Source organism: Mesorhizobium sp. WSM1343, from assembly GCF_055901535.1.
The window spans coordinates 4,902,259-4,927,448 of record NZ_CM148370.1; the positions used below are offsets into that span (position 1 = coordinate 4,902,259).

The window sequence follows — 25,190 nt, forward strand, 5'->3', positions numbered from 1 at the left end:
CTTGCCTGATAGACGAGTTTTTCTTGCCTGTGACGCAAGGCAGGCCGCCAAGTCAAGCCCGGTTCGACCCTGCTCGACGGCAGCTTCATCCGCCGAGTGCCTGTTCCGAAAGGCTTTTTGGCGATCACTCCTGATGAAAACCGCTCACGATTCGTTTGCTGGCTCTTCTTATTTTGGCCACAGGCGCTAGCTTTGCGTGACAATTCCATGACAATCGAGTGACGTGCTTGTCGCTGGGTGGGGAAGTTAAAGTGGCAAAGAGTTACAAACGCGCCGGCAAGGCCGCGCCACAGTTCCTGGAAGACGACCCCTCCACCGGCTATCTGCCGGGCAGGAGATGGCCGGTCGTGCGCTATGGGCTGATCAGCCTGGCGATCGCCGCCGTCCTGGTGTTTGCCATCGAACTGATCGTGCGCGGCGACTTTGCCGGCACGGTCTCCTTCTTCCTGCAGCCGCTCAAGCCGGGCTGGACCACCATCGTCGTGTTCGCGCTGATCCTGATCGGCCTCGATGCGGTGCTGGGCCGCAGCCATCAGAGCCTGATGATCGTCGCGCCGCTGACGCTATCGCTTGCCTTCGTCGGCCACCAGAAGTCGCATTATCTCGGCGATCCGCTCTATCCGACCGATTTCCTCTATGCCCGCCAGATCTTTGCGCTGTTGCCGCTTTTGGTGCGCGACCGGCCGATGACCGCGCTCGCCATGGTCGTCGGCATCGTCGCCGGCCTGTCGCTGCTCGTCTATGGCTGGCGGATGTGGCGCCGCAAGGTTCCCGCACTCAGCCGCAAGGGACGCCTTGCGCGGCTGACGCTGGCAGTGCCGCTGCTCGCCTTCTTCGTTTCGATCATGGACTATGCCACGTTCTCCTGGACCAGGGACCGGTTGCAGATCATCCCGATCATGTGGGACCAGAAGGAAAACTATGCCTCCAACGGTTTTGCGCTGGCCTTTGCGCTCAATGTGCCGATGGCGCATGTCTCTGCGCCGCCGGGCTATTCCGACAAGGCGATCGCGGCGATCGCCAGGCCCGATGTGACCGCCTCGGTGCCGGCCGAGAAGCCTGACATCATCATCGTCATGAGCGAGTCCTTCTGGGACCCGACCAAGCTGCCCGGCGTCACCATCACGCCCGATCCGATCCCCAATGTGCGGGCGCTGCGCTCCGGCTCGATGTTCTCGCCGGAGTTCGGCGGCATGACCGCCAATATCGAGTTCGAGGCGCTGACCGGCTTCTCCAACGCGTTCCTGCCGGCCGGCAGCATCCCCTACCAGCAATATGTGCGCACGCCGACGCCGTCGCTGGCAACCTTCCTCAAGAGCCAGGGTTATCGGGCGCGCGCCATCCATCCGGGCACCAACTGGTTCTGGAACCGTGGCGCGGTCTACGCCGATTTCGGCTTCAACGATTTCAAGTCGGAAGAGACGCTGCCGCCAATGCAAAAGCGCGGGCCACTGGCATCGGATGCCGCGATGACCGACGAGATCATCAGCGAGGCCGACGCCAGCGAAGAGCCGGTATTCTTCTTTGCGGTCAGCCTGCAAAACCACGGTCCCTACGAACCGAACCGCTATTACAGTCCCACGCACAGGGTGCAGGCGCCGATCAGCCAGTGGGCGCGCGAATCGCTGCTCAGCTACGCCGAAGGCTCAGCCGATGCCGATCGCGGTCTCGAACGCCTCGTCGAATGGGCAAAGACACGCTCCCGCCCAACCGTGATCGCCTTCTTCGGCGACCATCTGCCGCCGCTCGGGCCGGTCTATGTCGAAACCGGCTTCCTGAAGGACAATGTCGCGCCGCGCAAGGAAGCGTCGCCCGAGGCTGCCCTCGAGCATCATGAGACGCCGCTGGTCATCTGGTCGAACCGCACCGGGCCGGCTGAGCACATGGGCGCTGTCAGCCCGGCCTTCCTGCCCTATCATATCCTGAAGACGGCCGGCATCAGCCATCCCTACTACACCGGCTTCCTGGGCGAGATGAGCGAACACTACCGTGTCGTCGACCGCAATTTGCTGCTGACGCCGGCTGGCGAGGCCACGCCCGATTGGGCGCGGCAGAAGGAGATCGATCCGGCGATCCGCGATTTCCGCCTGCTGCAGTACGATATGATGTTCGGCAAACGCCACGCAGCGCCCGACTTCTTCCCCGAAACGGTCGACAAGATTGTCGCCGCGCATACGAGTTGAGGCCAGCGATTTCCTCAGAGCCTGCTGGTCCGTCTCGGTTCGCGTGTTCAGTTGGTCAATTGCAGCTTCGTGAAGTTGTTGGCGATCTGAAGGAACACGTTCGGCAGTTTGGTCGGATCGTTGACGGCATAATAGTTGCTCGGATCCGAGGCGCAGGCGCTGTAAAGCGCACGGTTGGCTGCGGTGTCGGATTGCAGCACCATGGTGTAGATCTGCACGCCCTCGTTCTTCAATTGCGTGCAAACGTTTTTGGTCCAGCCGTCGACATTGCGCGCAGCGGTCGTCTGGTTGTCCGATCCGAAGCGGCCGCCAGCCAGATAGCCATAGGATGTGTAATCCGACTTTGTCGGTTCTTGTTCGCTGGCGCCATAGACGACGTTCTCGCCGTCGGTGAGCAACAGCACGATCTTGCTGATGCCGGGCGTCTTCCACGGCGCTCCGTCGGTGTAGGGCGCGGCGGGCGACAGCACACGCATACCCCATGACAGGCCCTCGGAGACATTGGTACCCGAGCCATTCCACTCGGTCATCTGACTGGCCGCCTTGCGCAGCTTGTCGAAGTCGTCGGTCAGGGGGACCACCGGGGTCGGACACGCACGGTTGGGGCCGACAGTGACGGGAGAGCCGATCTCGGTGATGAGTTCCTTGGCGGGCGCAACATATTTGGCGATCTTTTCCCTGGCATCCCTGTCATCGGGCGACAGAAGTTCGATGAGATTGCCGAGCAGGTTGCTGAGATCGATGCCCAGAATGTTGATGCCCGACTGGGCAAGCCTGGTTTTGTCGCTGACATCGTTGAGATAGGAGTTGTTGTAGTATTTATCCGAATTGCCATAGGAGCCAGACGGCTTCTGGGCGTCTTCGGGATCATCCGGCGCAAAGTAGGGCACGAACAGCGTGTCGGGCTTGGCCGGGTCGGGTGGCGTGTCGGAGATATTGTAAGCGCCTGGCCGCGCCTCGACGCAACCTTTCCATCCGGTGCCATTCCATCCGGCATCGGCCCATCCGGTCTTCTTGAGCTGTTTGAAAAGCGCCATGTGGTTCGGCCGCTTGCCGTCGATGACGGGAAAATTGACGCCGTTGGTTGAGGACTTGCCGTCCATGTCGATCCAGGACGGGTCGAAGCCGTCGCCATTGACGTTGACGGCCGTCACGAAAGGAACCAGCGAGGCGCGGATCTTGCGCGTTGGCGATTTCGCCGCTTCGAGCGTGTCGAGCAACGATTTTGTCGCCGTCCTCAGCGCCGTCATCCGCGCGCCGGCCATCGAGCCGGTGTTGTCCAGCACCAGCACGACTTCGAGCTGGTTGTTCGATTCGACCGCCGAGGCATCGACCACGATGTGCTTGCTGTCGCCGAACAGGAAGGCGAAGTTGAGATGGACGTCCGCCGAGGCAACCGCCTTGGTCTTGACGAAGTTGACGCCCTTGTCGACAGTCAACGTCGCCTGCGCATTGTCGAGCTCGCCATGACCGACGATGTTGGCCTGGAAATAGCGGTTGAAAGCGTCATTGCGGGTGATGTCGAGATCGCCAAGGTGCGAAGAAGCAAGGTTTGCCGAATCGAGAGCGTTCTGCAAATTGCTCTTGGCCCGCATAAGGGTCGAGACATCGGTTGCGAAAGCGACTGCCGTCAGGATGACCGGCAAACCCAGTCCCAGCACAAGCGTGAAATTGCCGCTCTTCGAGCGCCAGAATTTGTTGAGAAGCATCCTTACCCCCGGAAATGCTTGCCGCTTTTGCGCGGTTGTCCGGGCTTTTGCGCCTTCCATGATGAATCGACCGTTGACGGCCAGGCTTCAACTCCACACAACCTGCTGGTGTGGTTAAGACGTGGTTGCCGGAAACCACGACTCCGGCCGTTGCTGCTCCCGATCGTCGCCTGCGACACACGGGAATGCCGCTTGCCCTTGCTTTGCGGCCGGATTGCTGTATAGACGCCCGCAATCTGCCGGTCCTTGCTGGGGGCTGAACGGAGGGCCGGAGGTTTTTCAGAACCTTCGTGTGAAGCCGGAAGTGCTTCCGCCTCCCGTGTCTCCGCTCTCGACCGTCTCGTCATGCTCCTTTCTTCCCCCTGCCCCTCGAGGGTTTGCGGGTCAGAGAAGTTGCAGAGGCTTTTGCCGCCGGGAACCGGGAGAGAAACGAAGAAAGGCATAAGACATAATGGCTCTTTACGAACATGTGTTTCTTGCCCGGCAGGACCTCTCGCAGCAGCAGGTCGATGCGCTTGTCGAACAGTACAAGGGTGTCATCTCCGCAAATGGCGGGTCCGTCGGCCGGGTCGAGAACTGGGGACTGAAGTCCCTCACCTACCGGGTCAACAAGAACCGGAAGGCTTACTACACGCTGATGGACCTGAATTGCCCGGCGGCCGCGCTCAACGAGATGGAGCGCCAGATGGGCCTGTCCGAAGACGTGCTGCGTTTCCTGACCATCAAGGTCGAGGCGCATGAGGAAGGCCCGTCGGCCATGATGCAGAAGCGCGAAGAGCGCTCGGAACGCGGCGGCTTCGGCGACCGTGACCGTGGCGATCGTGGTCCGCGTTCGTTCGGCGATCGTGATCGCGGCGACCGTGGCGATCGTCCGCCGCGCTCGTTCGGCGACGCCGGTGCCGATCGTGGTCCGCGCCGTCCGCGCGAAGGCTTTGAAGGGGGTGCAGAATAATGGTCGACATCAATCAGATCCCGACCCGGCGCCCGTTCCATCGCCGCCGCAAGACCTGCCCGTTCTCCGGCGCCAACGCGCCCAAGATCGACTACAAGGACGTGCGTCTGCTGCAGCGCTACATTTCCGAGCGTGGCAAGATCGTGCCGTCGCGCATCACCGCCGTCAGCCAGAAGAAGCAGCGCGAACTCGCCAAGGCGATCAAGCGCGCCCGCTTCCTCGGCCTGCTGCCCTACGTGGTTCGCTAATATCTCAAATGCGGGCGGTTCGCCGCCCGCTCTTCTCCCACGGCGACGGGCGCCGCAGGGTTGAACATCAAATCCCGGGTTGAGGTCAAAACCTCTAACTGCCGCACAGGCAGGACAGCGACACCAGCGCCAAAGGCGCTCAAGCTTCCTGACCTGTTCCCAAGACATTCGGCGCCGATCTCATCGATCGATTGGCGTCCAACCAAAGGAACAAATCCATGGACGTCATTCTTCTCGAACGCGTTTCCCGCCTCGGCCAGATGGGCGATACCGTCAAGGTCAAGGACGGCTTCGCCCGTAACTTCCTGCTGCCGCAGGGCAAGGCGCTGCGCGCCAACGAAGCCAACAAGAAGAAGTTCGAAGGCCAGCGCGCCCAGCTTGAAGCCCGCAACCTCGAGCGCAAGTCGGAAGCGGCCCAGGTCGCTGAAAAGCTCGACGGCAAGAGCTTCATCGCCGTTCGCTCCGCCGGCGAAACCGGTCAGCTTTACGGTTCCGTTTCGACCCGCGACATCGCCGATCTGCTGACGGCGGAAGGTTTTTCGATCAACCGCAACCAGATCCTGCTCAACCAGCCGATCAAGACCATCGGTGTCACCAATGTGGCGATCGCGCTGCATCCGGAAGTCGAGGTCACCGTCACGCTCAACATCGCCCGCACGGCCGACGAAGCCGAGCGCCAGGCCAAGGGCGAGACGCTGACCACCGCCGAAGCCATCTATGGCGACGACATCAACGACAACGCCCGGCCGGAGAACTTCTTCGATCCGAACACCGAGTTCGAGGGCGACGAAGACAACGCCTGATCACACGTCGCAAGCGATTGGAGCCATGGGGCTGATCACGACTTGACGCCAAGCTCCGATCACTTTGCCGTCATCCAGCCATGCTGGACCAATGCCCGGGCCTCGCGCCCGGGCATTTTTGTGCCAAATGGAACTTTTCGAACCCCTATATATTGTTGCAGACTATGGCGTCGCGCGTCCTTTGGCCGCGCAAAGCACGCTGTGCAACTTTGGTTCGGCGCAAGATCTCCGGCGAAATCGATCCCGATTTTCGCGGTCACGCGCCAAGGCAGCCTGTCTGGCCGAGAGGGGACATTTGGTCATGAATATTCTGTTGAAGCGCGTTCTCGACCGCTTGGTGCGCACCGGCAATCTTAGGGTAACCGGCCCCAAGGGCACGGCGGTGGTTTTCGGCGACGGCAGCGGCGAACCGGTGCACATGCACATCAAGACCGCGCATGCCGAGCGCGCCATCACCTTCGATCCGATGCTGGCGGTGCCTGAAGCCTACATGGACGGCGAACTCGACATTCTCGAGGGCGGCGTGCTGGGCGTGATGCGCATCGCCTTCCAGAACATGGGCAGCGGCGGCATCGACGCCACCTGGTCGAAGGCCATCGAAGGCCTGCGCCACGCCTTCCGCCGGCTGCAGCAGATCAACACCGCCTCGCGCTCGCGGCGCAACGTGCAGCGCCACTACGATCTGTCGGGCGATCTCTACCGGCTCTTCCTCGACGAGGACATGCAATATTCCTGCGCCTATTTCGAGCAGCCGGATATGACGCTCGACGAGGCGCAGGGCGCCAAGAAACGCCACATCGCCGCCAAGCTCCGGCTGAAGGCCGGCCAGACGGTGCTCGACATCGGCTCCGGCTGGGGCGGGCTTGGCCTCTATCTCGCCAAGGCGTTCGACGTCGACGTGCAAGGCGTCACGCTGTCGACCGAGCAGCATGGCGTCGCCACCGACCGGGCGCATGCGCAAGGGCTGGAAAGCCGCGTGCATTTCGAGCTGAAGGACTACCGCGAACTCAATGAGCGTTTCGATCGCATCGTCTCGGTCGGCATGTTCGAGCATGTCGGCGTCAACCACTATCGCACCTTCTTCGACAAGAGCGCGACGCTGCTCAAGCCGGATGGCGTCATGCTGTTGCACACGATCGGCCGTTCCGGCGTGCCGTGGGCGACCAGCGCCTTCATCCGCAAATACATCTTCCCGGGCGGCTACATCCCGTCGCTGTCGGAAGTGATGCCTGCGATCGAGAAGTCGGGCCTGGTCGTCACCGACGTCGAGATCCTGCGGCTCCACTATGCCGACACGCTGAAGCACTGGGGCGAGCGCTTCGCCGCCAATCGCGACAAGGCCAAGGCGATCTATGACGAGCGCTTCTGCCGCATGTGGGAATTCTATCTGGCGGCCTCGGAAGCCGCATTCCGCTGGCAGGATCTGGTGATCTTCCAGATCCAGATCGCCAAGAAGAACGATACGCTGCCGATGACACGCGACTACATGGCCAAATGCGAAAAAGCGCTGGAGATGCGCGATATGGGGCATCGTGAAACGGCTCCCGTCAAAAAGAGCCCGGCCGCCAAGCCGGCTCGCCGCCGCAAGGTTGCCGACCAGGAATAGCATTGCCGCTTGCCATTGCCGGCGCCGGCACTGAAAAAGGTCCCGTGACCGTCGCGGGACCTTTTTCATGACCTTTGTCCTCTATGCCGCCGCCGCTCTGGCCGAGATCGCCGGCTGCTTTTCATTCTGGGCCTGGTGGCGGCTGGAGAAGTCGCCGCTTTGGCTGCTTCCCGGCCTCGCCTCGCTTGCCCTCTTCGGCTTCCTGCTGGCGCTGGTCGACACGTCAGCCGCCGGTCGCGCCTACGCCGCCTATGGCGGCATCTACATCGTGGCGTCGCTTGGCTGGCTGTGGCTGGTTGAAGGCGTTCGCCCCGACCGCTGGGATCTTGCCGGTGCCGCGCTCTGCATTGCCGGTGCTTCGGTGATCCTTCTCATCCCGCGGGGCGCTTGAGATGGAGTTGCCTGCCTCCCTTCGCCAAGGTGTCGAGCGTCTGCTCGAAAACGTTCCGCTGGCGGTACTCAAGCAAGCGGCAAAGACGCTGTCCGACCGCTACCGCGCCGAGTTGCGCGACGGCCGTCTGCACATGGCCGAGGATCTGGCGGTGAAGGCCTATCTGGCGACGCGGCTGCCGGCGACCTATGCCGCGATCCGTGCCAGCCTCGACGCGCTGAGCGACGCCAAGCCTGCCTTTCAGCCCAGGACCTTGCTCGATGTCGGCGCCGGCCCTGGCACGGTGCTTTGGGCCGCGACCGATCTGTGGCCCGATCTCGAACAGGCGGTGTTGTTCGAAGCCAGTGCCGCCGTGCGTAAGGTCGGCGAGACGCTTGCCGGCAACACTATTGCCGCCCAGAGCAGATGGCTGGCCGGTGATGCCACCATCGACCTTGCTGACATCGAGCCGGCCGATCTGGTCACGTGCGCTTATGTGCTCGATGAAATCGCGCCGGCATCGCTGCCGAAACTCATTGACCGGCTCTGGCAACTCACTGGCGACACGCTCCTGATCGTCGAGCCGGGCACCCCCGCCGGCTGGCAGCGCATCCTTGCCGTGCGCCGGCAGCTGATTGAGGCGGGCGCGCATGTGCTTGCGCCTTGCGCGCATCAGGCGCCCTGCCCGCTGGTCCAGCCCGACTGGTGCCATTTTTCCCGCCGCGTCGCCCGCTCGCGCCTGCATCGGCTGGCCAAGGATGCCGACGTGCCGTGGGAAGACGAGAAATTCATCTACGTCGCGGCTTCTCGCGACGGCCCCACATCACACCAGGCACGAGTTCTTGCGCCACCGAAATCCGGCTCCGGCAAGGTTCTGCTCAAGCTTTGCCAGGACGACGGCACCGCCACCGAGCGCTTGTTCATCAAGCGCGACGGCGCCGACTTCAAGTTGGCCCGGCGACTGGACTGGGGCGACAGGCTGGACAACATCGCAAAATGAAGAGCGCCATTGTTCTTGCTTTGTTCCGACGAGTCAGATAGAGATCCGGGCCCTGTCGAGTCAACTGGAATCGGGGCACGCGAATACTCTCCTGTGGACGATTGGTTGTTCCTGTGAACAACGGGCATCAAGGTTCTTTGGTTGGGTAGTGATGCAGAAAGGTCAGCACCGACTCATCACGTTCTGATATCGAAAGGCCGGGATTGAAATCGGGGATATCATGGCAGAGGCAGCGCGAAAATTCGGCGTCGCGGAAACACCGCTTTATCGTGAAGCGCCAAACAACATCGAGGCCGAGCAGGCGTTGCTCGGCGCCATCCTCGTCAACAACGACGCCTTCTACCGCGTCTCTGACTTCCTCAAGGCCAGCCATTTCTACGAGCCGCTGCACCGCAAGATCTATGAGGTGGCGTCCGAGTTCATCCGTATGGGCAAGGTGGCGACGCCGATCACGCTGAAAACCTTCCTGCCGGCCGACGAGAAGGTCGGCGACATGACGATGGCGCAATATGTCGTGCGGCTGGCGGTCGAGGCTGTGACCGTCGTCAACGCCACCGACTATGGCCGCGCCATCTATGACCTTGCGACGCGCCGCGCGCTGATCACCGTCGGCGAAGACATGGTCAACATCGCCTATGACGCGCCGGTCGACATGGCACCCGGCGAACAGATCGAGGATGCCGAGCGGCGGCTGTTCGAACTGGCCGAAAACGGCCGCTACGATGGCGGTTTCGAAAGCTTTTCCGATGCGTTGAAGAATGCCGTCGACATGGCCAGCGCGGCCTATATGCGCGATGGCCACCTGTCCGGCATTGCCACCGGCCTGCGCGATCTCGACCATCGCATGGGTGGTCTGCAGCCTTCGGATTTGATCATCATCGCCGGCCGCCCAGGCATGGGCAAGACGTCGCTGGCCACCAACATCGCCTACAACATCGCTGCCGCCTATGAGCCTGCCCAACAGGCCGACGGCTCCGTCAAGGCGGCCAATGGCGGCGTCGTCGGCTTCTTCTCGCTTGAAATGTCGTCGGAGCAGCTGGCCACCCGCATCATCTCCGAGCAGACCGAGATTCCATCGTCGAAAATCCGGCGCGGCGATTTGACGGAAGCCGATTTCGGCAAGCTTGTCGCCTACACGCAGGAGAACCATAAGCGCCCGCTCTACATCGACCAGACGGGTGGTATCTCGATCGCCCAGCTCGCGGCGCGCGCCCGCCGCCTCAAGCGCCAGCGCGGCCTGGACCTGATGGTCATCGACTATATCCAGCTGATGCAGGGTTCATCTGCCAAGGCGTCGCAGAACCGCGTCCAGGAAATCACCGAGATCACCACCGGACTGAAGGCGCTCGGCAAGGAGTTGGGCGTGCCGATCATCGCGCTCTCACAGCTCTCGCGTCAGGTCGAAAGCCGCGACGACAAACATCCGCAGCTGTCCGACCTGCGCGAATCGGGCTCGATCGAGCAGGACGCCGACGTCGTGCTGTTCGTGTACCGCGAGGAATATTACATCAAGAACAAGGAGCCGGAGAAAGGCACGCCCGAGCATCTCGCCTGGGAGACGAAGATGATCGAGGTCCAGGGCAAGGCCGAAGTGATCATAGCCAAGCAGCGCCATGGACCGACCGGCACCGTCAGCCTTGCCTTCCAGGGCGAGTTCACCCGCTTCTCCGACCTCGCCGAGGAGCATCATCTGCCGGAAAGGTTCGAGTGACCTATTGAGACAGGTCCCATTCCTTGGCGCCCCCCTCTGTCCTGCTGGACATCTCCCCCTCAAGGGGGGAGATCGGATGGCATCGACGCTTTCGCCAATTTTTGGCGTTGAAAAGAAGGCGCAAGCGCTGAAGCTGCAAATCTCCCCCATCGAGGGGGAGATGGCCGGCAGGCCAAAGGGGGGCGCTGCCCCGCCAGCCTGTCACGGCGTGGCTTCCATCTGATGGCCAAATCGCGCGTCCAATTCATCTGCCAAAGCTGCGGATCGGTGCATCAGCGCTGGGCCGGCAAATGCGATGCCTGTGGCGAGTGGAACACGCTGGTCGAGGAAGGCACGTCCGGCGGCATCGGCTCAGGACCAGCCAACACGCGCAACGCCCGCAAGGGACGCGCCGTGGTGCTGACCACGCTGTCCGGCGATATCGAGGACGCGCCACGCATCATCTCGGGCATTGGCGAACTCGATCGCGCCACCGGCGGCGGTTTCGTGCGCGGCTCGGCGCTGCTGGTCGGCGGCGATCCCGGCATCGGCAAGTCGACGCTGCTCACCCAGGCGGCCGCGGCGCTGGCATCAAAAGGCCACCGCATCGTCTATGTCTCGGGCGAAGAGGCGGTCGCGCAGATCAGGCTGCGGGCGCAGCGGCTTGGCGTCGCCTCCTCTCCGGTGGAACTTGCCGCCGAGACCAATGTCGAGGACATCCTGGCGACGATCGCCGACGGCAAGCGGCCTGACCTCGTCATCCTGGATTCGATCCAGACGCTGTGGACCGACCTTGCCGATTCGGCGCCCGGAACCGTCACCCAGGTGCGCGCCGCCGCCCAGGCGATGATCCGCTATGCGAAATCCACGGGTGCGGCGATCGTACTGGTCGGCCATGTCACCAAGGAAGGCCAGATTGCCGGGCCGCGCGTCGTCGAGCACATGGTCGACGCCGTGCTCTACTTCGAAGGCGAAGGCGGCCACCACTACCGCATCCTGCGCACGGTGAAGAACCGTTTTGGACCGACCGACGAGATCGGCGTCTTCGAAATGTCGGACAAGGGCCTGCGCGAGGTCGCCAATCCGTCCGAGCTTTTCCTTGGCGAACGCCACGCCAAATCGCCCGGCGCGGCGGTTTTCGCCGGCATGGAAGGGACAAGGCCGGTGCTGGTCGAGATCCAGGCACTGGTCGCACCCTCCTCGCTCGGCACGCCGCGCCGCGCCGTCGTAGGCTGGGACGGCGCCCGGCTGTCGATGATCCTGGCGGTTCTCGAAGCCCATTGCGGGGTGCGATTCGGCAGCCATGATGTCTATCTCAATGTCGCCGGCGGCTACCGGATTTCGGAGCCCGCGGCAGATCTCGCAGTGGCGGCCGCCCTGGTTTCCTCGCTCACCGGTCTTGCCCTTCCCGCCGATTGCGTCTATTTCGGCGAAATCAGCCTTTCGGGCGCCGTGAGGCCGGTTGCGCATGCGCAACAGCGCCTCAAGGAAGCCGAAAAGCTGGGTTTTGGAAGCGCGGTTCTGCCCTCGGGCAGCGGGGAACTGGCCGGGGGGATCGGGGCCGGTTCTTTCCAGCCGACCGAGCTTGCCGACCTCGTGGCACGCATAGCCGGCTCACGCCGAAGCCGCGTGGACGAAGAAGACTAGAGCATCGGACCCAGAGCCCGATGTTCGGCGCTATAATGCGGCTCATGGAGTGGGGCGAAAGACATGCCGATTACGCTGCTTGACGGAATTCTCGTCGGCTTCACTCTGGTTTCGGCGATGCTCGCCATGGTTCGCGGCTTCTCGCGCGAAGTCCTGTCCGTCGTCTCCTGGGCAGCGGCGGCAGCGGCGGCGTTCTTCTTCTACAAGCCGGTCGTGCCTTACCTCGCTCCCTACATCGAGAATGAAAAGGTCGCCATGGCGGCCGCCGCCGGCGTGGTTTTCATCATCGCGCTGATCGTCGTCTCGGTCATCACCATGAAGCTCGCCGACTGGATCATCGATTCCCGGATCGGCGCGCTCGATCGTACGCTCGGTTTCCTTTACGGCGCCGCGCGCGGCATCCTGGTCGTTGCCGTCGCCCTGCTGTTCTTCAACTGGCTGGCCGGCGCCAAGGCGCCAGCCTGGGTCACGGAAGCCAAATCGCGGCCGCTGCTCGAACAAATCGGCGCCAAGCTCGAAAGCCTGCTGCCCGAGGATCCGGAAAACGCGATCCTCAAGAAGCTCAATCCGAATCAGCCGGCCGCCGAGACGCCAGCTGCTCCGGACGCACCGGCGGCGGATGCTCCGGCGGGCGGCGACGATACCAACGCGCCGGCGCCTGACGACAATGACGCAACACCACCGGCGAACAACGCCCCGGCCGCTCCGGCACCGGCGGCACCGGCAAACTGACGCCGAAAAACGGCGTCAGGATCTGACGATGGTGTGAACGACTGCACGGCCCGCGTTGCTTTCGGCGCGAACCCGCATTATATGGCGATTTTAGCGGAGCTTAAGATGGCAGACGCAGACGACGTGCTTTCCGCCGAGGCCGACGACCATTTCCACGACGAATGCGGTGTGTTCGGCATTTTCGGTCGGCAGGACGCTGCGGCCATCGTTACATTGGGCCTGCATGCGCTGCAGCATCGCGGCCAAGAAGCGGCCGGCATCGTTTCCTATGACGGCAGCCAGTTCCATGTCGAACGCCATGTCGGCCTGATCGGCGACACCTTCACCAAGCAGCGCGTCATCGACAGCCTGCAAGGCAACCGCGCCATTGGCCATACGCGCTACGCCACCACGGGCGGCGCCGGCATGCGCAACATCCAGCCCTTTTTCGCCGAATTGGCCGATGGCGGTTTCGCCGTCGCCCACAACGGCAATCTGACCAACGCCATGACCGTGCAGCGCGCGCTGCAGAAGCAAGGCGCGATCTTCTCCTCCACCTCCGATACCGAGACGCTTTTGCACCTCGTCGCCACCAGCAAGGAGCGCGATTTGAACTCGCGTTTCATCGATGCGGTGCGGCAGGTGGAGGGCGCTTTCTCCCTGGTGGCGATGACGGCCAAGAAGATGATCGGCTGCCGCGATCCGCTCGGCATCCGGCCGCTGGTGCTGGGCGATCTCGACGGCGCCTGGATCCTGGCCTCCGAAACCTGCGCGCTCGACATCATCGGCGCGCGTTTCGTGCGCGACCTGAAGCCCGGCGAGATGGTCGTCGTCACGTCCAAGGGCATCGAGAGCCTGTTCCCCTTCGAGCCGCAGAAGACCCGCTTCTGCATCTTCGAATATGTCTATTTCGCGCGGCCGGATTCCTCGGTCGAAGGCCGCAACGTTTATGAGGTGCGCAAGCGTATCGGCGCCGAGCTGGCGGTCGAAAGCCCGGTCGAGGCCGACATTGTCGTGCCGGTGCCGGACTCGGGCACGCCGGCGGCGATCGGCTTCAGCCAGGCGGCCGGCATTCCCTTTGAGCTCGGCATCATCCGCAATCATTATGTCGGCCGCACCTTCATCCAGCCGGGCGATTCGATCCGCCACATGGGCGTCAAGCTGAAGCACAATGCCAACCGACGCATGATCGAAGGCAAGCGCGTGGTGCTGGTCGACGACAGCATCGTGCGCGGCACCACCAGCCAGAAGATCGTGCAGATGGTGCGCGACGCCGGCGCCAAGGAGGTGCATATGCGCATCGCCTCACCGCCGACACGCGCCTCCTGCTTCTACGGTGTCGACACGCCGGAGAAATCGAAGCTCCTGGCATCGCGCATGTCGATCGAGGAGATGGCCGAGTTCATTCGCGTCGATTCGCTTGGCTTCCTCACCATTGACGGGCTCTACCGCGCGGTCGGCGAGGCCAGCCGCGACAACGACCAGCCGCAATTCTGCGATGCCTGCTTCACCGGCCAGTACCCGACCCGCCTGCTCGACTTCGAAGGCCACGACAATGTGCGCACGCTGTCGCTGCTGGCGACAAGCGGGACGTAGGCCGGACCGCCATCAGCGTTAGTCAATTCCCGGAATCCATCGCATGACCCTCGACCTTTCCGGCCGCGTTGCGGTCGTCACCGGCGCCTCGCGCGGCATCGGCTATTTCATTGCCAAGGAATTGGCTGCCGCCGGCGCGCATGTCATTGCGGTGGCTCGTACTGTCGGCGGGCTGGAAGAGCTCGACGACCAGATCAAGGCGGCCGGCGGCCAGGCGACACTGGTGCCGCTCGACCTCGCCGACATGGCCGGCATCGACCGCCTGGGCGGCGCCATCCACGAACGCTGGGGCAAGCTCGACATTCTCGTCGCCAATGCCGGCGTTCTCGGCGTCATTTCGCCGATCGGTCATGTCGAAGCAAAAACCTTCGAGAAGGTGATGACCATCAACGTCACCTCGACCTGGCGGCTGATCCGCTCGGTCGACCCTCTGCTGCGGCTCTCCGATGCTGGCCGCGCGATCATCCTGTCTTCCAACGCCGCGCACTCGGCGCGCGCCTTCTGGGCACCCTACGCGGCATCCAAGGCCGCGGTGGAGACGATGATGCGCTCCTGGGCGCATGAGACGCAGAGCCTGCCGCTCAGGGTGAACGCCGCTGACCCCGGCGCCACCCGCACCGCCATGCGTGCCCAGGCAGTGCCGGGCGAAGATCCCGAGACGTTGCCGCATCCCTCCGAGATCGCCAAGCGGATCATGCCGCTGGCCAGCCCGGACCTGAAAGAGACCGGATTGATCTTCCAGGCCAAGCACAATCGCTTCGTCGCCTATAGGCAGCCGGAATAAACTTGAGCCTTTTTTTGACGCATGTCGGTTTCCCAAAAACCGCTGCGCACTTTTAAGCGACATGCGTAGGGATTAAACAGGCCTCCGGAAACGTTTCTTCGACGTAGTCGAAGCCCAAACCGGAGGAACCACCATGCGCAAACTGCTTCTCGCCACCGCGGGCATCCTGATCGCAGCCGCGGGCGCCGCTTACTCGCAAGATGCCAAGATGAGCTTCTTCGTCACCAGTGTCGGTTCCGGCAAGGGTGCCGACCTCGGCGGCCTCAAGGGTGCTGACGCGCATTGCGCATCGCTGGCGGAAGCCGCCGGCGTCACCGGCAAGAGTTGGGCTGCCTATCTGTCGACCAGCGACACTGACGCCCGCGACCGCATCGGCAAGGGGCCGTGGGTGAACGCCAAGGGCGTCAAGATCGCTGACGACGTCGCCTCGTTGCACAGCGATGCCAACGGCATCACCAAGCAGACGGCGCTCAACGAGAAAGGCGAAGTGGTCAACGGCCGCGGTGACACGCCGAACCGCCACGACGTGCTGACCGGCTCCAAGCCCGACGGCACCAAGATCGCCGACCAGACCTGCGGCGACTGGACGATGAGCGGGGCGGAAGGCGCCGCGATGATGGGCCATCACGACCGTACCGGCCTCGACGATTCGGCAGCCGCCAAATCCTGGAATTCCTCGCACGCCTCGCGCGGCGGCTGCAGCCAAGAGGCGCTGAAGGGCACCGGGGGCGATGGCTTGTTCTATTGTTTTGCCACCAACTGAGCCGATTGCGCTTCGAAATCGGGCTGGGAAACCCGCCGTCACATCACGCGGCTGTGATTTGGCGGCGGGAAGCTGTGCCGCGGTCATGCTTTCGTCATTTCCTTGGAGTTGGTAGGGTCACCGCGACTCCCACAACAAGCGCCCAACTGGCAGAACAAGGAAATCCCCATGGCTACGACCGCAGCAGCGTTGGTCTGGTATCTGGTAATCGCCGGTCCGCAAGGCGGCATGGTCGTGCTGCCCAGCACCTTCGACAAGCGCGAACAATGCACCGCCGCCATCACCGAATATCAGAAGCAGCCGACACCGGCCGGCTGGTCGGTGCAATGCGTGCCGAGCGCCTCGCCCTTCACCGACGAGGGTGACGCCGAAGAACCGTCAGCACAGTAGGCGTCAGCGGCGTGCGCTGACCGTCAGTTCCGGCTTCTGGCTGATGGTCTGGAATACCACGCAATAACGCTCGGTCAGCTTCAGCAGCGAGTCTATCCGCTCCTGCGGCTCATCGGTGTCGAGGTTGAAATTGAGCCGGATGGCGCGAAAGCCGACCGGCGCATCCTTGGCGACACCGAGCGTGCCGCGAAAATCGAGATCGCCTTCAGCCTCCACCGTGGCGGCGCCGAGTTTGAACTCGAGCGCCGTCGCCACCGCCTTCAGCGTCACCCCAGCGCAGGCGACCAACGCCTCCAGCAGCATGTCGCCCGAGCAGAGCTCAAGGCCTGAGCCGCCTGTTGCCGGATGCAGGCCGGCGATGGCGAGCGCCCTGCCCGTCTCCACCTTGCAGGCAACCGACTGGTCGTCGATCGAGCCCTTGGCGCGAAGCGTGATCATGGCCTGCGAAGCGTCGTCACGATACGCCTGCTTCAGCGGCGCCTGCATGGCCTTCAGTTCGGTCGCATCCATCCGCTTTCCCCTTTCGTCGACTGCTTGCGTCACCGGCATGCGCCGTCCGGTCAAGATTTGCGCCGATCACCTTGGGAAGGCAATGCCATTCCGCAACAGGTGCCAGCCGCCTACACCGATATCCCAAATGGGACATTGACGGACAAGGTCCCAAAAACGTCTGATCCGGGCAAGTCATCACTCCATTTCCCGGCGGTCCCCGATGCCTCGAACCCTCTCGACAAGGCCGAAACAGGATGGGTTTCGCGCGCCCGGCGAATTCGAACCCAAGTCAGGCTGCTGGATGATCTGGCCGGAGCGGCCGGACACCTGGCGCCTCGGCGCCAAGCCCGCGCAAAAACTGTTCGCCGATGTCGCCGCGGCGATCGCGCAAAGCGAGCCGGTGACGGTGGCGGCTTCTGCTCGCCAGTGGCAGAATGCCCGAGCGCGATTGCCCGGTCATGTGCGCGTCGTGGAAATGTCCACCAACGATTCCTGGCTGCGCGACAGCGGTCCCAATTTCGTCGTCAACGATCAAGGCGACGTGCGTGGCGTCGATTGGATCTTCAACGCCTATGGCGGTTTTGACGGCGGCCTCTATTCGCCATGGGACCTGGATGACCTTGCGGCGCAAAAAGTGCTCGAAATCGAGAACATGGATCGCTACCGCGCACCTCTGATCGCCGAGGGTGGCGGGTTGCAGTGCGACGGTCAGGGCACGCTCATCACGACGGAGCAATGCCTGCTCAACCGAAATCGCAACGCTCATCTCGGCAAGGCCGAGGTGGAGCGCCAGCTTGGCGACTATCTCGGTGTCGACACCGTCATCTGGCTGCCACGCGGCTTTGCCTTCGACGAGACCGACGGCCATGTCGACGACGTTTGCTGCTTCGTGCGCCCCGGTGTGGTCGTGCTGAGCTGGACCGACAATCGGGAAGACCCGCAATACGATATCGTGCGCGAAGCCGAAGAGGTGCTGCGTTCGGCTCGTGATGCGAAGGGCCGCGCGCTGGAAGTTCACCGGCTGCCCCACCCCATGCCGATCGAGATGACGCCGGAAGAAAGCGACAGCGTGGACCGGCTGGATTCGACCTGGGCGCGACCGGCCGGAAACCGGATCGCGGCGAGCTACATCAACTACTATCCGGGCAACAGCGTCGTGGTGGTACCGCAGTTCGGCTGCGATCTCGATGTGAAGGCCAAGCGGACGCTGGCCAAGCTGTTTCCCGACCACCGGATAGTCGGCATCGAAAACTCGCGAGAGATCCTGCTGGGCGGCGGCAATGTCGCCTGCATCACCTTGCCGGTCTATGCCCCGCAACGACGTTGAGGGACGGAGCATGCCGAGAACACATAGCGAAAACGGAGGACATTTATGCGCGCTCTGATCTTCTCAACCCTGCTTGCCTGCGGCGTCTGCGCAAATGCGGCTTCGGCTGACGAGGAAAAGATCGTCAACGTCTACAACTGGTCCGACTACATCGCGCCGGACACGGCCGAGAAATTCGAGAAGGAAACGGGAATCAAGGTTCGTTACGACGTCTATGACGGCAACGAGGTGCTTGAGACCAAGCTGCTCACGGGCGGCTCCGGATATGACGTGGTCTACCCTTCAGCCTATCCGTTCCTCAAGAACCAGGTCAAAGCAGGGGCTTTCCTGGAACTCGACAAATCGAAGCTTGCGAACCACTCGAAGATCGATCCGCAAGCCCTCGCGCTGATCGCCGGCGCCGACCCGCAGAACCTGCATGCAGTGCCCTATATGGCGGTCACCGACGGCATTGGCTACAACGTCGCTGCGGTGAAGCAGCGGCTGCCGGACGGGCCGACAGATTCCTTCGCCATGGTCTTCGACGTCGATGTGGTCAAGAAGCTGTCCGATTGCGGTGTAGCTATCATCGATGCGCCGGCTGAAGTCATCCCGATGGCGATGAACTACCTTCACATCAACCCCAAATCGACCAGTCCCGACGACCTCGCCAAGGTCGAGGACCTGCTGGTCAAGGTGCGGCCCTACATCCGCTATTTCCATTCGTCGAAATACATCAACGACCTCGCCAACGGTGACATCTGTGTGGTGTTGGGCTGGTCGGGCGACATACTCCAGGCAAGGACCCGTGCGGCGGAATCCGTGAAGAAGCTGGAGATCGCCTATTCCATCCCCAAAGAAGGCACGCTCATCAACTTCGATACGATGGCGGTACCGAAAGATGCGCCGCATCCCGACAACGCCCAGGCCTGGATCAACTTCAATCTGCGGCCCGATATCGCCGCGGCCAATTCCAGCTATGTCTCCTACGCCAATGCGATACCGGAGTCCCTGCCGCTGATGGACAAGGCCATAGCCAGCGACCCCGGCGTCTTTCCGCCTGATGCCGTGAAGGCCAAGCTGTTCGTGGTGGACAACAACGACCCAAAGCTGCTGCGATCACAAAACCGCATGTGGACGCGCATCGTGACGGGACAATAGAGCAATTCCAGAAAAAGTGCGCAGCGGTTTTCCCGGGAAAAGCGCGTAGCGCTTTCCCTTGGGAATTGCGTCAAAGCAAAAAGACAGAGCCGGGCGGAAGCCGTCAGGCTCAAGCGGCTTCGCGGATGGCCGCCAGCAACTCGACCTGGGAGTGCACGCCGAGCTTGCGATAGATCTGCTTGATGTGGTTGCGGACGGTCCCGGGCGAGATGGCGAGGCATCGCGAAATCGTCTTGGCGTTGCCACCATCGACCAGATGCCGCGCAATCTCGGTCTCGCGCCTGCTCAGCCGCGAGCGAGCGTCACCGATTGCGGCCCCCTTGTGCCGGAAGCGGCACAGATGGAGCAATCTTTCCAAAATGAGCCTTGTCGCGCTGCTTGCCGCGCAAGCCGTCGCCAGATCCTGCTCGCCAAACGGTACTGCCCCGTTTCGCCTGAGAAAAGTGACATAGCCAGCGGTCAGCCGGTCTAGATTGAACACGCCGGTGATCTCGTCGAAACTGTCGGAAGGGCCGAAGAATTCGCGATAGTAGGGAGTGCGCTGGAAGTCGCCATTGCGGAGTGCCGACAGCGGCAACAGGAAATCCTGCCTTGTGCTGGCGAACCTCTGGAAGAAGGGATCCTGGCGATACAGTCGTGCATCGTAGTCGCGGTTCCAGCGATCGGGACCGGCATCGTCGATGGTCAGGGATGTGATGTCGCGACGGTAAAAGCCGACATAGGCGCGGTCGGAGCCAAGCAACTCGCTCGCCGCTGCCGTGAAGCGAGCCGACAATTCTTCGGGTGTCACGGCAACGGCCGCAGCGGCGACACCGCCGCTCCAGCGCCCAAACTGATCGAGGGAAAGGTTCGACTGCATTCCAATTCATACTAGGCATGATGCCGAAAAGTGTGAAGCGGTTTTCGGACGGCATCATGCTCCATCTGTTTGATTTAGAGCCGGATGATTTCAGGTCGATCGACCTGAAATCATCCGGCTCTAGCGCAAGCCGTTGCAAGTTCAAATCAGCCATTTCCTTTGACTTCGACCCTCTCGGCCATACCTATGCGGGAGTCGTTGTCGCGGAGCCATCATGCCGGTCAAATTGAAACTGATCTGCCTTATCCTGCCGATGCTCGCCGTCCTGGCGCAGCCCGTCCTGGCTGAAACGGCGGAGCGGCCGGCGCCCTCGGGCGGCGTGCTATCCCTGCTGCCGCCGCCGCAGACCACCAACCATTCGATCACGCTGGCCGGGCGCAAGCTGGATTACCAGGCAAAGGCGGCGACCCTGTCGCTGCTATCGGGCAAGGGCGACGTCACGGCGGAGATCTTCTACGTCGCCTACACACTGGAGCCGCCGGCAAGCGGGGCCAAAGACCAGCAGCGGCCGATCACCTTCGTGTTCAACGGCGGCCCTGGAGCAGCGTCCGCCTATCTGCATATCGGCGCACTCGGTCCACGGATAATCGCGACGGGAGCCGACGGCGAATTCCTGCCGTCACCGCAAAGACTGATCGACAATCCGGACAGCTGGCTCGACATGACCGATCTCGTCTTCGTCGATCCGGTGGGAACCGGCTATAGCCGCGAGGCACCGGGTCAGGACACGCGCGACTTCTGGGGCGTCAACCAGGATGCCGGCTCGATAGGCGCCTTCATCCGGCTCTATCTCGCGCAGAACGGCCGCACCGGGTCGCCGCTGTTCCTCGCCGGCGAAAGCTATGGCGGGTTCCGCGCAGCGCTGCTCTCCAGGACGTTGCAGGAAGATATCGGCATCAGTCCGAACGGCATCGTGCTGATCTCCCCGGCGCTGGAGTTCACGCTGGTGCAGCCCGACGAATTCGAGCCGCTGCATTGGGCGCTCGAACTGCCTTCACTGGCTGCGGTGCGCCTGCGCGCCGAAGGCGTCAGCGGCGACGCGTTGCGGGAGAAGCTGGCAGACGTCGAACATTATGCGATGGGCGATTACCTCACGGCAATCACCAGCGGACTGGAGCAAGGCAGGCGGCTGGCCAGCCAACGCGTGGCTGACATCACCGGCCTGCCGCTCGACCTGGTGCAGCGGAACTCCGCCCGCATCCCCACCGGCCTGTTCGCAAGGGAGTTCGCCCGCGCCAGCAGCAAGGTGCTCAGCCCCTATGACGCCACGATCGGCACGGCCGACATCGCGCCCGAGAGCGCCCGCATCGCCGGCCCGGATCCGGTGCTCGACCGCAGCGTGCCGGCGCTGACGTCGGCGTTCGTCGGCTATATCAGCGACGAACTGCATTTTCGCACCGATGTCAGCTATCGGCTGCTCAATGGCGAAATCAGCCACAATTGGGATTACGGGACCGGCGCCTCGCGGCAAGGCTATGCCGGGGTGATGGACGATCTGCAGCGCGCACGCTCGCTGAACCCTTCGCTCGGCGTCGTGATCGTTAACGGCTACACCGACCTGGTGACACCTTACCTCGCCTCGCGCTACCTGGTGAGCCAGATCCCGTCGCTCGCCAATGCCAAGCCCATCCGTCTCGATGTCGTCGAGGGCGGGCACATGATGTATTTCAGGTCCGACGGCCGGCGCGCGCTGAAAGAAGCCGCTTCGGAGCTTTATCAGGCGACGCAATAGACTTTGCGACAGTGCAGCTCGCCATGGACCCGTGCCCCAATATAAGCACCGGACTGGCGTAGCGCCGCAGGGGTTTTCGCCCGTATAGCTTGGTACCAAGGGAGTTGAATTCACGGCTCCCTTGTGTCGCTCCTCACAGCATTTCTGCCGCTCCGGCAAATTTGGTCCCACGCGCCTTATGGCCGATATCGCCATTCTCGAAACACGCGAGCGGGTTCTTGCAGGCATCCTGCTGACCGGTGCGGCCTATCTGCTGTTTTCGACACAGGATGCTTCGATCAAGCTGCTGGTCGTCGGCATGAGCGTCTGGCAGATCATGTTCTTCCGCAGCATCACCATTCTGGGCGCGTGCGCGGCGATCGGCGGACGACAGCTGTTTGCCGACACGATGCGCTCGCCGATCGTGCGGCCGATGCTGGTGCGCAGTGCCTTCACGCTTGCTGCGTGGCTCTGCTACTACAACGCCGCGCGCAGCCTGCAGCTCGCCGAACTGACCACCGTTTATTACGCGGCCCCGATCATCGTCACCGTGCTTTCGGTGTTCCTGCTCGGCGAAAAAGTGCCGATGCTGCGCTGGCTGGCGGTGCTGATCGGCTTTGCCGGCGTGTTCATCGCTTGCGATCCGACCCATCTCGGCCTGTCCGTGCCGGTGCTGCTGGTGCTGGCGGCCGCCTTCTTGTGGGGCATCGCCATCGTGCTCTTGCGCAGGACCGCCCTTGCCGAGCGCTCGATGATCCAGCTCCTGCTCAACAATTTCTATTTCCTGCTGTTTTCGGCGGTGCCGGCGCTGCTCTGGTGGCAGACGCCAAACCTGGCGCAATTGCTGCTGCTTGCCAGCGTCGGCGCACTCGGCGGCCTGGCGCAGTATCTTCTCTTCGAAGGCATGAAGCGCACGCCGGCCTCGGTTCTCGCGCCGCTGGAATACACCTCGCTGTTGTGGGCATTCGCACTCGGCTTTGCGATCTGGGGCGACGTGCCGCGCCGCGAAGTCTTCCTGGGCGCTGCGCTGATCGTCGCCGCCGGCCTGCTGATCGTCGGCACCGAGCATTCCCGCAAACGGCTGTGATGTGGATCGCCATCATTGCTGACACTACGATGTCAGGACCAAGCGGCGTAGGCTGGCGGCATGACTGAGATTGCAGCCGCCACCGACACCGCCGCGGAGCGGACACTCGGCATCATCCTGGTGTCGTCCTCAGCCGCCGTCTTCGGCCTGACGGGCGTGCTGACGAAATCAATCCACGCCGACCCGTTGACCATCATCTGCTGGCGCGGCTTTGTCGGCGCGATCCTGATCAGCCTCTATGTGCTGTGGCGGCGTCACCGTTCCGGTGGGCGTGAGAACCTGCGGCTTGGCTGGCGCGGCTGGCTGCTGGCGGTGGAAGGCGCGCTGGCCAGCATCGCTTTCATCTCGGCGTTCAAGTTCACCTTCGTCGCCAATGTCGCTGTCATCTATGCCACAGCACCTTTCGTCACGGCGCTGCTGGCCTGGGTTCTGACGCGCGAACCCTTCCGGTTGCAGACGATGGTCGCCGCCGCAGTGTCGCTGTGCGGCGTGGCGATCATGGTCTGGTCCGGCTTCGGCACCGGCAATCTGTTCGGCGACGGACTGGCACTGCTGATGACCATCGGCAGCGGCCTTTACATGATCATGGTACGCGCCTTCCGCGACACGCCCGTGGTGTGGGCCGGTGCGGTGTCGGCATTCCTGTTGTTCGTGCTCGGTTGGTTCGTCACCGATCCGCTGGCGGTTTCGCCGAGAGATGCCGTTCTGCTCGCCACTTTCGGCGCGTCCTTCGCGCTGTCCTCGATCCTGTGGACGGAGGGCGCACGGCTCATCCCGCCGGCCGAATCCGGGCTTCTCGGTTCGGCCGAAGTGCCGTTCGCGATCCTGTTTGCCTTCCTGTTCCTGGGCGAGATTGCACCAGCCGCCAGCATGATCGGCGGCGCCGTCGTGCTCACCGCAGTGTTCGCCCATGCGGGGCGGGATTGGCTGATGGCGCGCTCGCAACGCATGGCGTCAAATATTTCTTAAAAAAGTGACACAGTCATGGAACCATCATCCGGGTCAGGCATTATTGCTGCGACGGGCCATCCCCAAGTCCCCCCAAACCCCTCGGCCCGTCCTACTCCAAGCCGACCGTAAGGTCGGCTTTTTCTTTGCCGCTTGCCGACCGTAAGGTCGGCTTTCTCTTTGCCACTTGGGACCGCAAGGTCGGTTTCTTTGGGTATTCAGCCCGACAAGGCAAGGTTACCGCTGAGCAGGGTCGCCAGATCGGCTGCCGATCCATCGGCACCGGCGCGCAGCCGGATGGCGAACTCAGCCAAAGGCACCTGGGGCAGGCCAAGCTGGCGCGGCGCCTCGACAATCCCGGAATGGGCAAAGCGAGCCGTTCGCAGCGTCAGTGCGACACCGGCGTTCACGGCTGTGCGCAGGCCGGCCAGACTGGCGCTGCCGGCAGCAATGCGGTAGCGGCGGCCAGCGGCATCGAGTGCGGCAAGTGCCGCTTCGCGAAAACCGCAATATGGATCGAGCAGCGCCAGCGGCAGTTCCTCCTGCCGCGTGGCCAGCCCCTTTTGTGAGCATAGCCATATCATCGGCTCGCGCAGCACGCCGACTTCGTCCGGCGCTGCCGTCTGGCGCATGACGATCGCCAGATCGAGGCCGCCAGACTGCAGCGCCTGCGCCAACTCGGCGGAACGGCCGACCCGCAGTTCGATCCTGACGCGCGGATGGCTGCCGGCGAAAGCACGCAGCAGATCCGGCAGGCCGCTGTCGGCAAAATCCTGCGTCGTGCCGATGGCAACGCGCCCGGCAGCGCGGGCGCCCTTCAGCGCCAGCCAAGCCTCGCGATGGGCGGCAAGAATGCGCTTGGCGTGGCCGACGAGATCCTCACCCGCCGGCGTCAGACCACGTCCTCGCCCTTGCGCCGCCAGCAGCGGCTCGCCGACGACTTCCTCCAGCCGCTGCATCTGGGCGGTCACCGCCGAGGGCGAACGGCCGATGCTTGCAGCCGCCTGGGCCAGCGAGCCGCTGTCGACGAAAGCAAGGAAGGTTCGGAGCAGATCGGGATCGAGCGTTTCCATACTTCGATACTATCGAAGTATCATTTTAAAAACAATTCGATTTTTTTGACTAAAAGGTGGTGGCATGGTTGTTTCAACGGCGATCGGACGCCGCTCAAGCC

General features: G+C 63.0%; 24 protein-coding genes. 20 read left to right on the forward strand and 4 right to left on the reverse strand.

The features are described from left to right. The first annotated feature begins 227 nt into the window (after positions 1 to 227). The gene (locus tag AC0NIL_RS24115; RefSeq protein WP_013532518.1) at positions 228 to 2,183 is read left to right on the forward strand and encodes an LTA synthase family protein; all 1,956 of its coding nucleotides are present in this window, start codon (positions 228 to 230) and stop codon (positions 2,181 to 2,183) included. Between the two features lie 47 nt (positions 2,184 to 2,230). Here the strand turns inward: AC0NIL_RS24115 and AC0NIL_RS24120 are convergent, their stop codons facing one another. After that, entirely contained in the window at positions 2,231 to 3,892 is a 1,662-nt protein-coding gene (locus AC0NIL_RS24120) for a pilus assembly protein (protein WP_063167703.1), read from the reverse strand. Positions 3,893 to 4,343: 451 nt separating this feature from the next. Here AC0NIL_RS24120 and rpsF point away from each other — a divergent pair, with 451 nt between their 5' ends. From rpsF to AC0NIL_RS24190, 14 genes are all read left to right on the forward strand, one after another. Continuing rightward, positions 4,344 to 4,844, forward strand: a complete 501-nt coding sequence (gene rpsF / locus AC0NIL_RS24125; protein ID WP_013532520.1) for a 30S ribosomal protein S6 — start codon at positions 4,344 to 4,346, stop codon at positions 4,842 to 4,844. Next, positions 4,844 to 5,092 (forward strand): 30S ribosomal protein S18, encoded by a 249-nt coding sequence (gene rpsR / locus AC0NIL_RS24130; protein ID WP_006203718.1) that lies wholly within the window; start codon positions 4,844 to 4,846, stop codon positions 5,090 to 5,092. Before rpsF ends, rpsR begins: the two co-directional genes overlap by 1 nt. A gap of 218 nt (positions 5,093 to 5,310) precedes the next feature. Continuing rightward, positions 5,311 to 5,895, forward strand: coding sequence for a 50S ribosomal protein L9 (rplI, locus tag AC0NIL_RS24135; RefSeq protein ID WP_013532521.1), 585 nt, complete (start codon positions 5,311 to 5,313; stop codon positions 5,893 to 5,895). 301 nt (positions 5,896 to 6,196) lie between these two features. After that, positions 6,197 to 7,501, forward strand: a complete 1,305-nt coding sequence (locus tag AC0NIL_RS24140) for an SAM-dependent methyltransferase (protein WP_013532522.1) — start codon at positions 6,197 to 6,199, stop codon at positions 7,499 to 7,501. A 67-nt stretch (positions 7,502 to 7,568) separates the two neighbouring features. Further along, positions 7,569 to 7,892, forward strand: coding sequence for a YnfA family protein (locus AC0NIL_RS24145; protein ID WP_275953587.1), 324 nt, complete (start codon positions 7,569 to 7,571; stop codon positions 7,890 to 7,892). A 1-nt stretch (position 7,893) separates the two neighbouring features. Next, complete coding sequence (locus tag AC0NIL_RS24150) at positions 7,894 to 8,871, forward strand: small ribosomal subunit Rsm22 family protein (RefSeq protein ID WP_275953588.1); 978 nt, start codon at positions 7,894 to 7,896, stop codon at positions 8,869 to 8,871. Positions 8,872 to 9,091: 220 nt separating this feature from the next. Further along, the gene (locus AC0NIL_RS24155; RefSeq protein ID WP_013532525.1) at positions 9,092 to 10,582 is read left to right on the forward strand and encodes a replicative DNA helicase; all 1,491 of its coding nucleotides are present in this window, start codon (positions 9,092 to 9,094) and stop codon (positions 10,580 to 10,582) included. 76 nt (positions 10,583 to 10,658) lie between these two features. Continuing rightward, entirely contained in the window at positions 10,659 to 10,805 is a 147-nt protein-coding gene (locus tag AC0NIL_RS24160; RefSeq protein WP_198032117.1) for a hypothetical protein, read from the forward strand. Further along, positions 10,805 to 12,208, forward strand: coding sequence for a DNA repair protein RadA (gene radA, locus AC0NIL_RS24165; protein ID WP_013532526.1), 1,404 nt, complete (start codon positions 10,805 to 10,807; stop codon positions 12,206 to 12,208). Before AC0NIL_RS24160 ends, radA begins: the two co-directional genes overlap by 1 nt. 63 nt (positions 12,209 to 12,271) lie before the next feature. Continuing rightward, on the forward strand, positions 12,272 to 12,940 hold the full coding sequence (locus AC0NIL_RS24170) for a CvpA family protein (protein WP_063171789.1): 669 nt from the start codon (positions 12,272 to 12,274) through the stop codon (positions 12,938 to 12,940). Positions 12,941 to 13,045: 105 nt separating this feature from the next. Continuing rightward, entirely contained in the window at positions 13,046 to 14,515 is a 1,470-nt protein-coding gene (gene purF / locus AC0NIL_RS24175) for an amidophosphoribosyltransferase (protein WP_013532528.1), read from the forward strand. Positions 14,516 to 14,558: 43 nt separating this feature from the next. Continuing rightward, on the forward strand, positions 14,559 to 15,299 hold the full coding sequence (locus tag AC0NIL_RS24180) for an SDR family NAD(P)-dependent oxidoreductase (RefSeq protein ID WP_275953589.1): 741 nt from the start codon (positions 14,559 to 14,561) through the stop codon (positions 15,297 to 15,299). A 133-nt stretch (positions 15,300 to 15,432) separates the two neighbouring features. Then, complete coding sequence (locus AC0NIL_RS24185; RefSeq protein WP_473573777.1) at positions 15,433 to 16,062, forward strand: hypothetical protein; 630 nt, start codon at positions 15,433 to 15,435, stop codon at positions 16,060 to 16,062. Positions 16,063 to 16,230: 168 nt separating this feature from the next. Next, positions 16,231 to 16,452, forward strand: coding sequence for a hypothetical protein (locus AC0NIL_RS24190; RefSeq protein WP_013532531.1), 222 nt, complete (start codon positions 16,231 to 16,233; stop codon positions 16,450 to 16,452). 3 nt (positions 16,453 to 16,455) lie between these two features. Here AC0NIL_RS24190 and AC0NIL_RS24195 read toward each other — a convergent pair whose 3' ends face one another. After that, complete coding sequence (locus AC0NIL_RS24195; RefSeq protein ID WP_027162698.1) at positions 16,456 to 16,962, reverse strand: OsmC family protein; 507 nt, start codon at positions 16,960 to 16,962, stop codon at positions 16,456 to 16,458. Between the two features lie 202 nt (positions 16,963 to 17,164). Here AC0NIL_RS24195 and aguA point away from each other — a divergent pair, with 202 nt between their 5' ends. Both aguA and AC0NIL_RS24205 read left to right on the forward strand, forming a co-directional pair. After that, positions 17,165 to 18,271: an agmatine deiminase gene (gene aguA / locus AC0NIL_RS24200; RefSeq protein WP_063171787.1), complete on the forward strand. Its 1,107-nt coding sequence runs from the start codon at positions 17,165 to 17,167 to the stop codon at positions 18,269 to 18,271. A 45-nt stretch (positions 18,272 to 18,316) separates the two neighbouring features. Further along, the gene (locus tag AC0NIL_RS24205; protein WP_013532534.1) at positions 18,317 to 19,411 is read left to right on the forward strand and encodes a polyamine ABC transporter substrate-binding protein; all 1,095 of its coding nucleotides are present in this window, start codon (positions 18,317 to 18,319) and stop codon (positions 19,409 to 19,411) included. A 109-nt stretch (positions 19,412 to 19,520) separates the two neighbouring features. On the opposite strand, the gene AC0NIL_RS24210 is transcribed toward AC0NIL_RS24205, so the two are convergent. Further along, the gene (locus tag AC0NIL_RS24210; RefSeq protein WP_275953590.1) at positions 19,521 to 20,270 is read right to left on the reverse strand and encodes a helix-turn-helix transcriptional regulator; all 750 of its coding nucleotides are present in this window, start codon (positions 20,268 to 20,270) and stop codon (positions 19,521 to 19,523) included. A gap of 214 nt (positions 20,271 to 20,484) precedes the next feature. Between AC0NIL_RS24210 and AC0NIL_RS24215 the strand changes: the two genes are divergently transcribed. The 3 genes from AC0NIL_RS24215 to AC0NIL_RS24225 all read left to right on the forward strand — a co-directional run bounded on the left by AC0NIL_RS24215 (position 20,485) and on the right by AC0NIL_RS24225 (position 24,037). Continuing rightward, positions 20,485 to 22,002 (forward strand): S10 family peptidase, encoded by a 1,518-nt coding sequence (locus AC0NIL_RS24215; RefSeq protein WP_275953591.1) that lies wholly within the window; start codon positions 20,485 to 20,487, stop codon positions 22,000 to 22,002. Between the two features lie 178 nt (positions 22,003 to 22,180). Continuing rightward, on the forward strand, positions 22,181 to 23,068 hold the full coding sequence (locus AC0NIL_RS24220; protein ID WP_275953592.1) for a DMT family transporter: 888 nt from the start codon (positions 22,181 to 22,183) through the stop codon (positions 23,066 to 23,068). Between the two features lie 60 nt (positions 23,069 to 23,128). After that, positions 23,129 to 24,037 (forward strand): DMT family transporter, encoded by a 909-nt coding sequence (locus AC0NIL_RS24225; protein ID WP_275953593.1) that lies wholly within the window; start codon positions 23,129 to 23,131, stop codon positions 24,035 to 24,037. Positions 24,038 to 24,234: 197 nt separating this feature from the next. On the opposite strand, the gene AC0NIL_RS24230 is transcribed toward AC0NIL_RS24225, so the two are convergent. Next, entirely contained in the window at positions 24,235 to 25,089 is an 855-nt protein-coding gene (locus AC0NIL_RS24230; protein ID WP_275953594.1) for a LysR substrate-binding domain-containing protein, read from the reverse strand. Positions 25,090 to 25,190 lie beyond the last annotated feature (101 nt).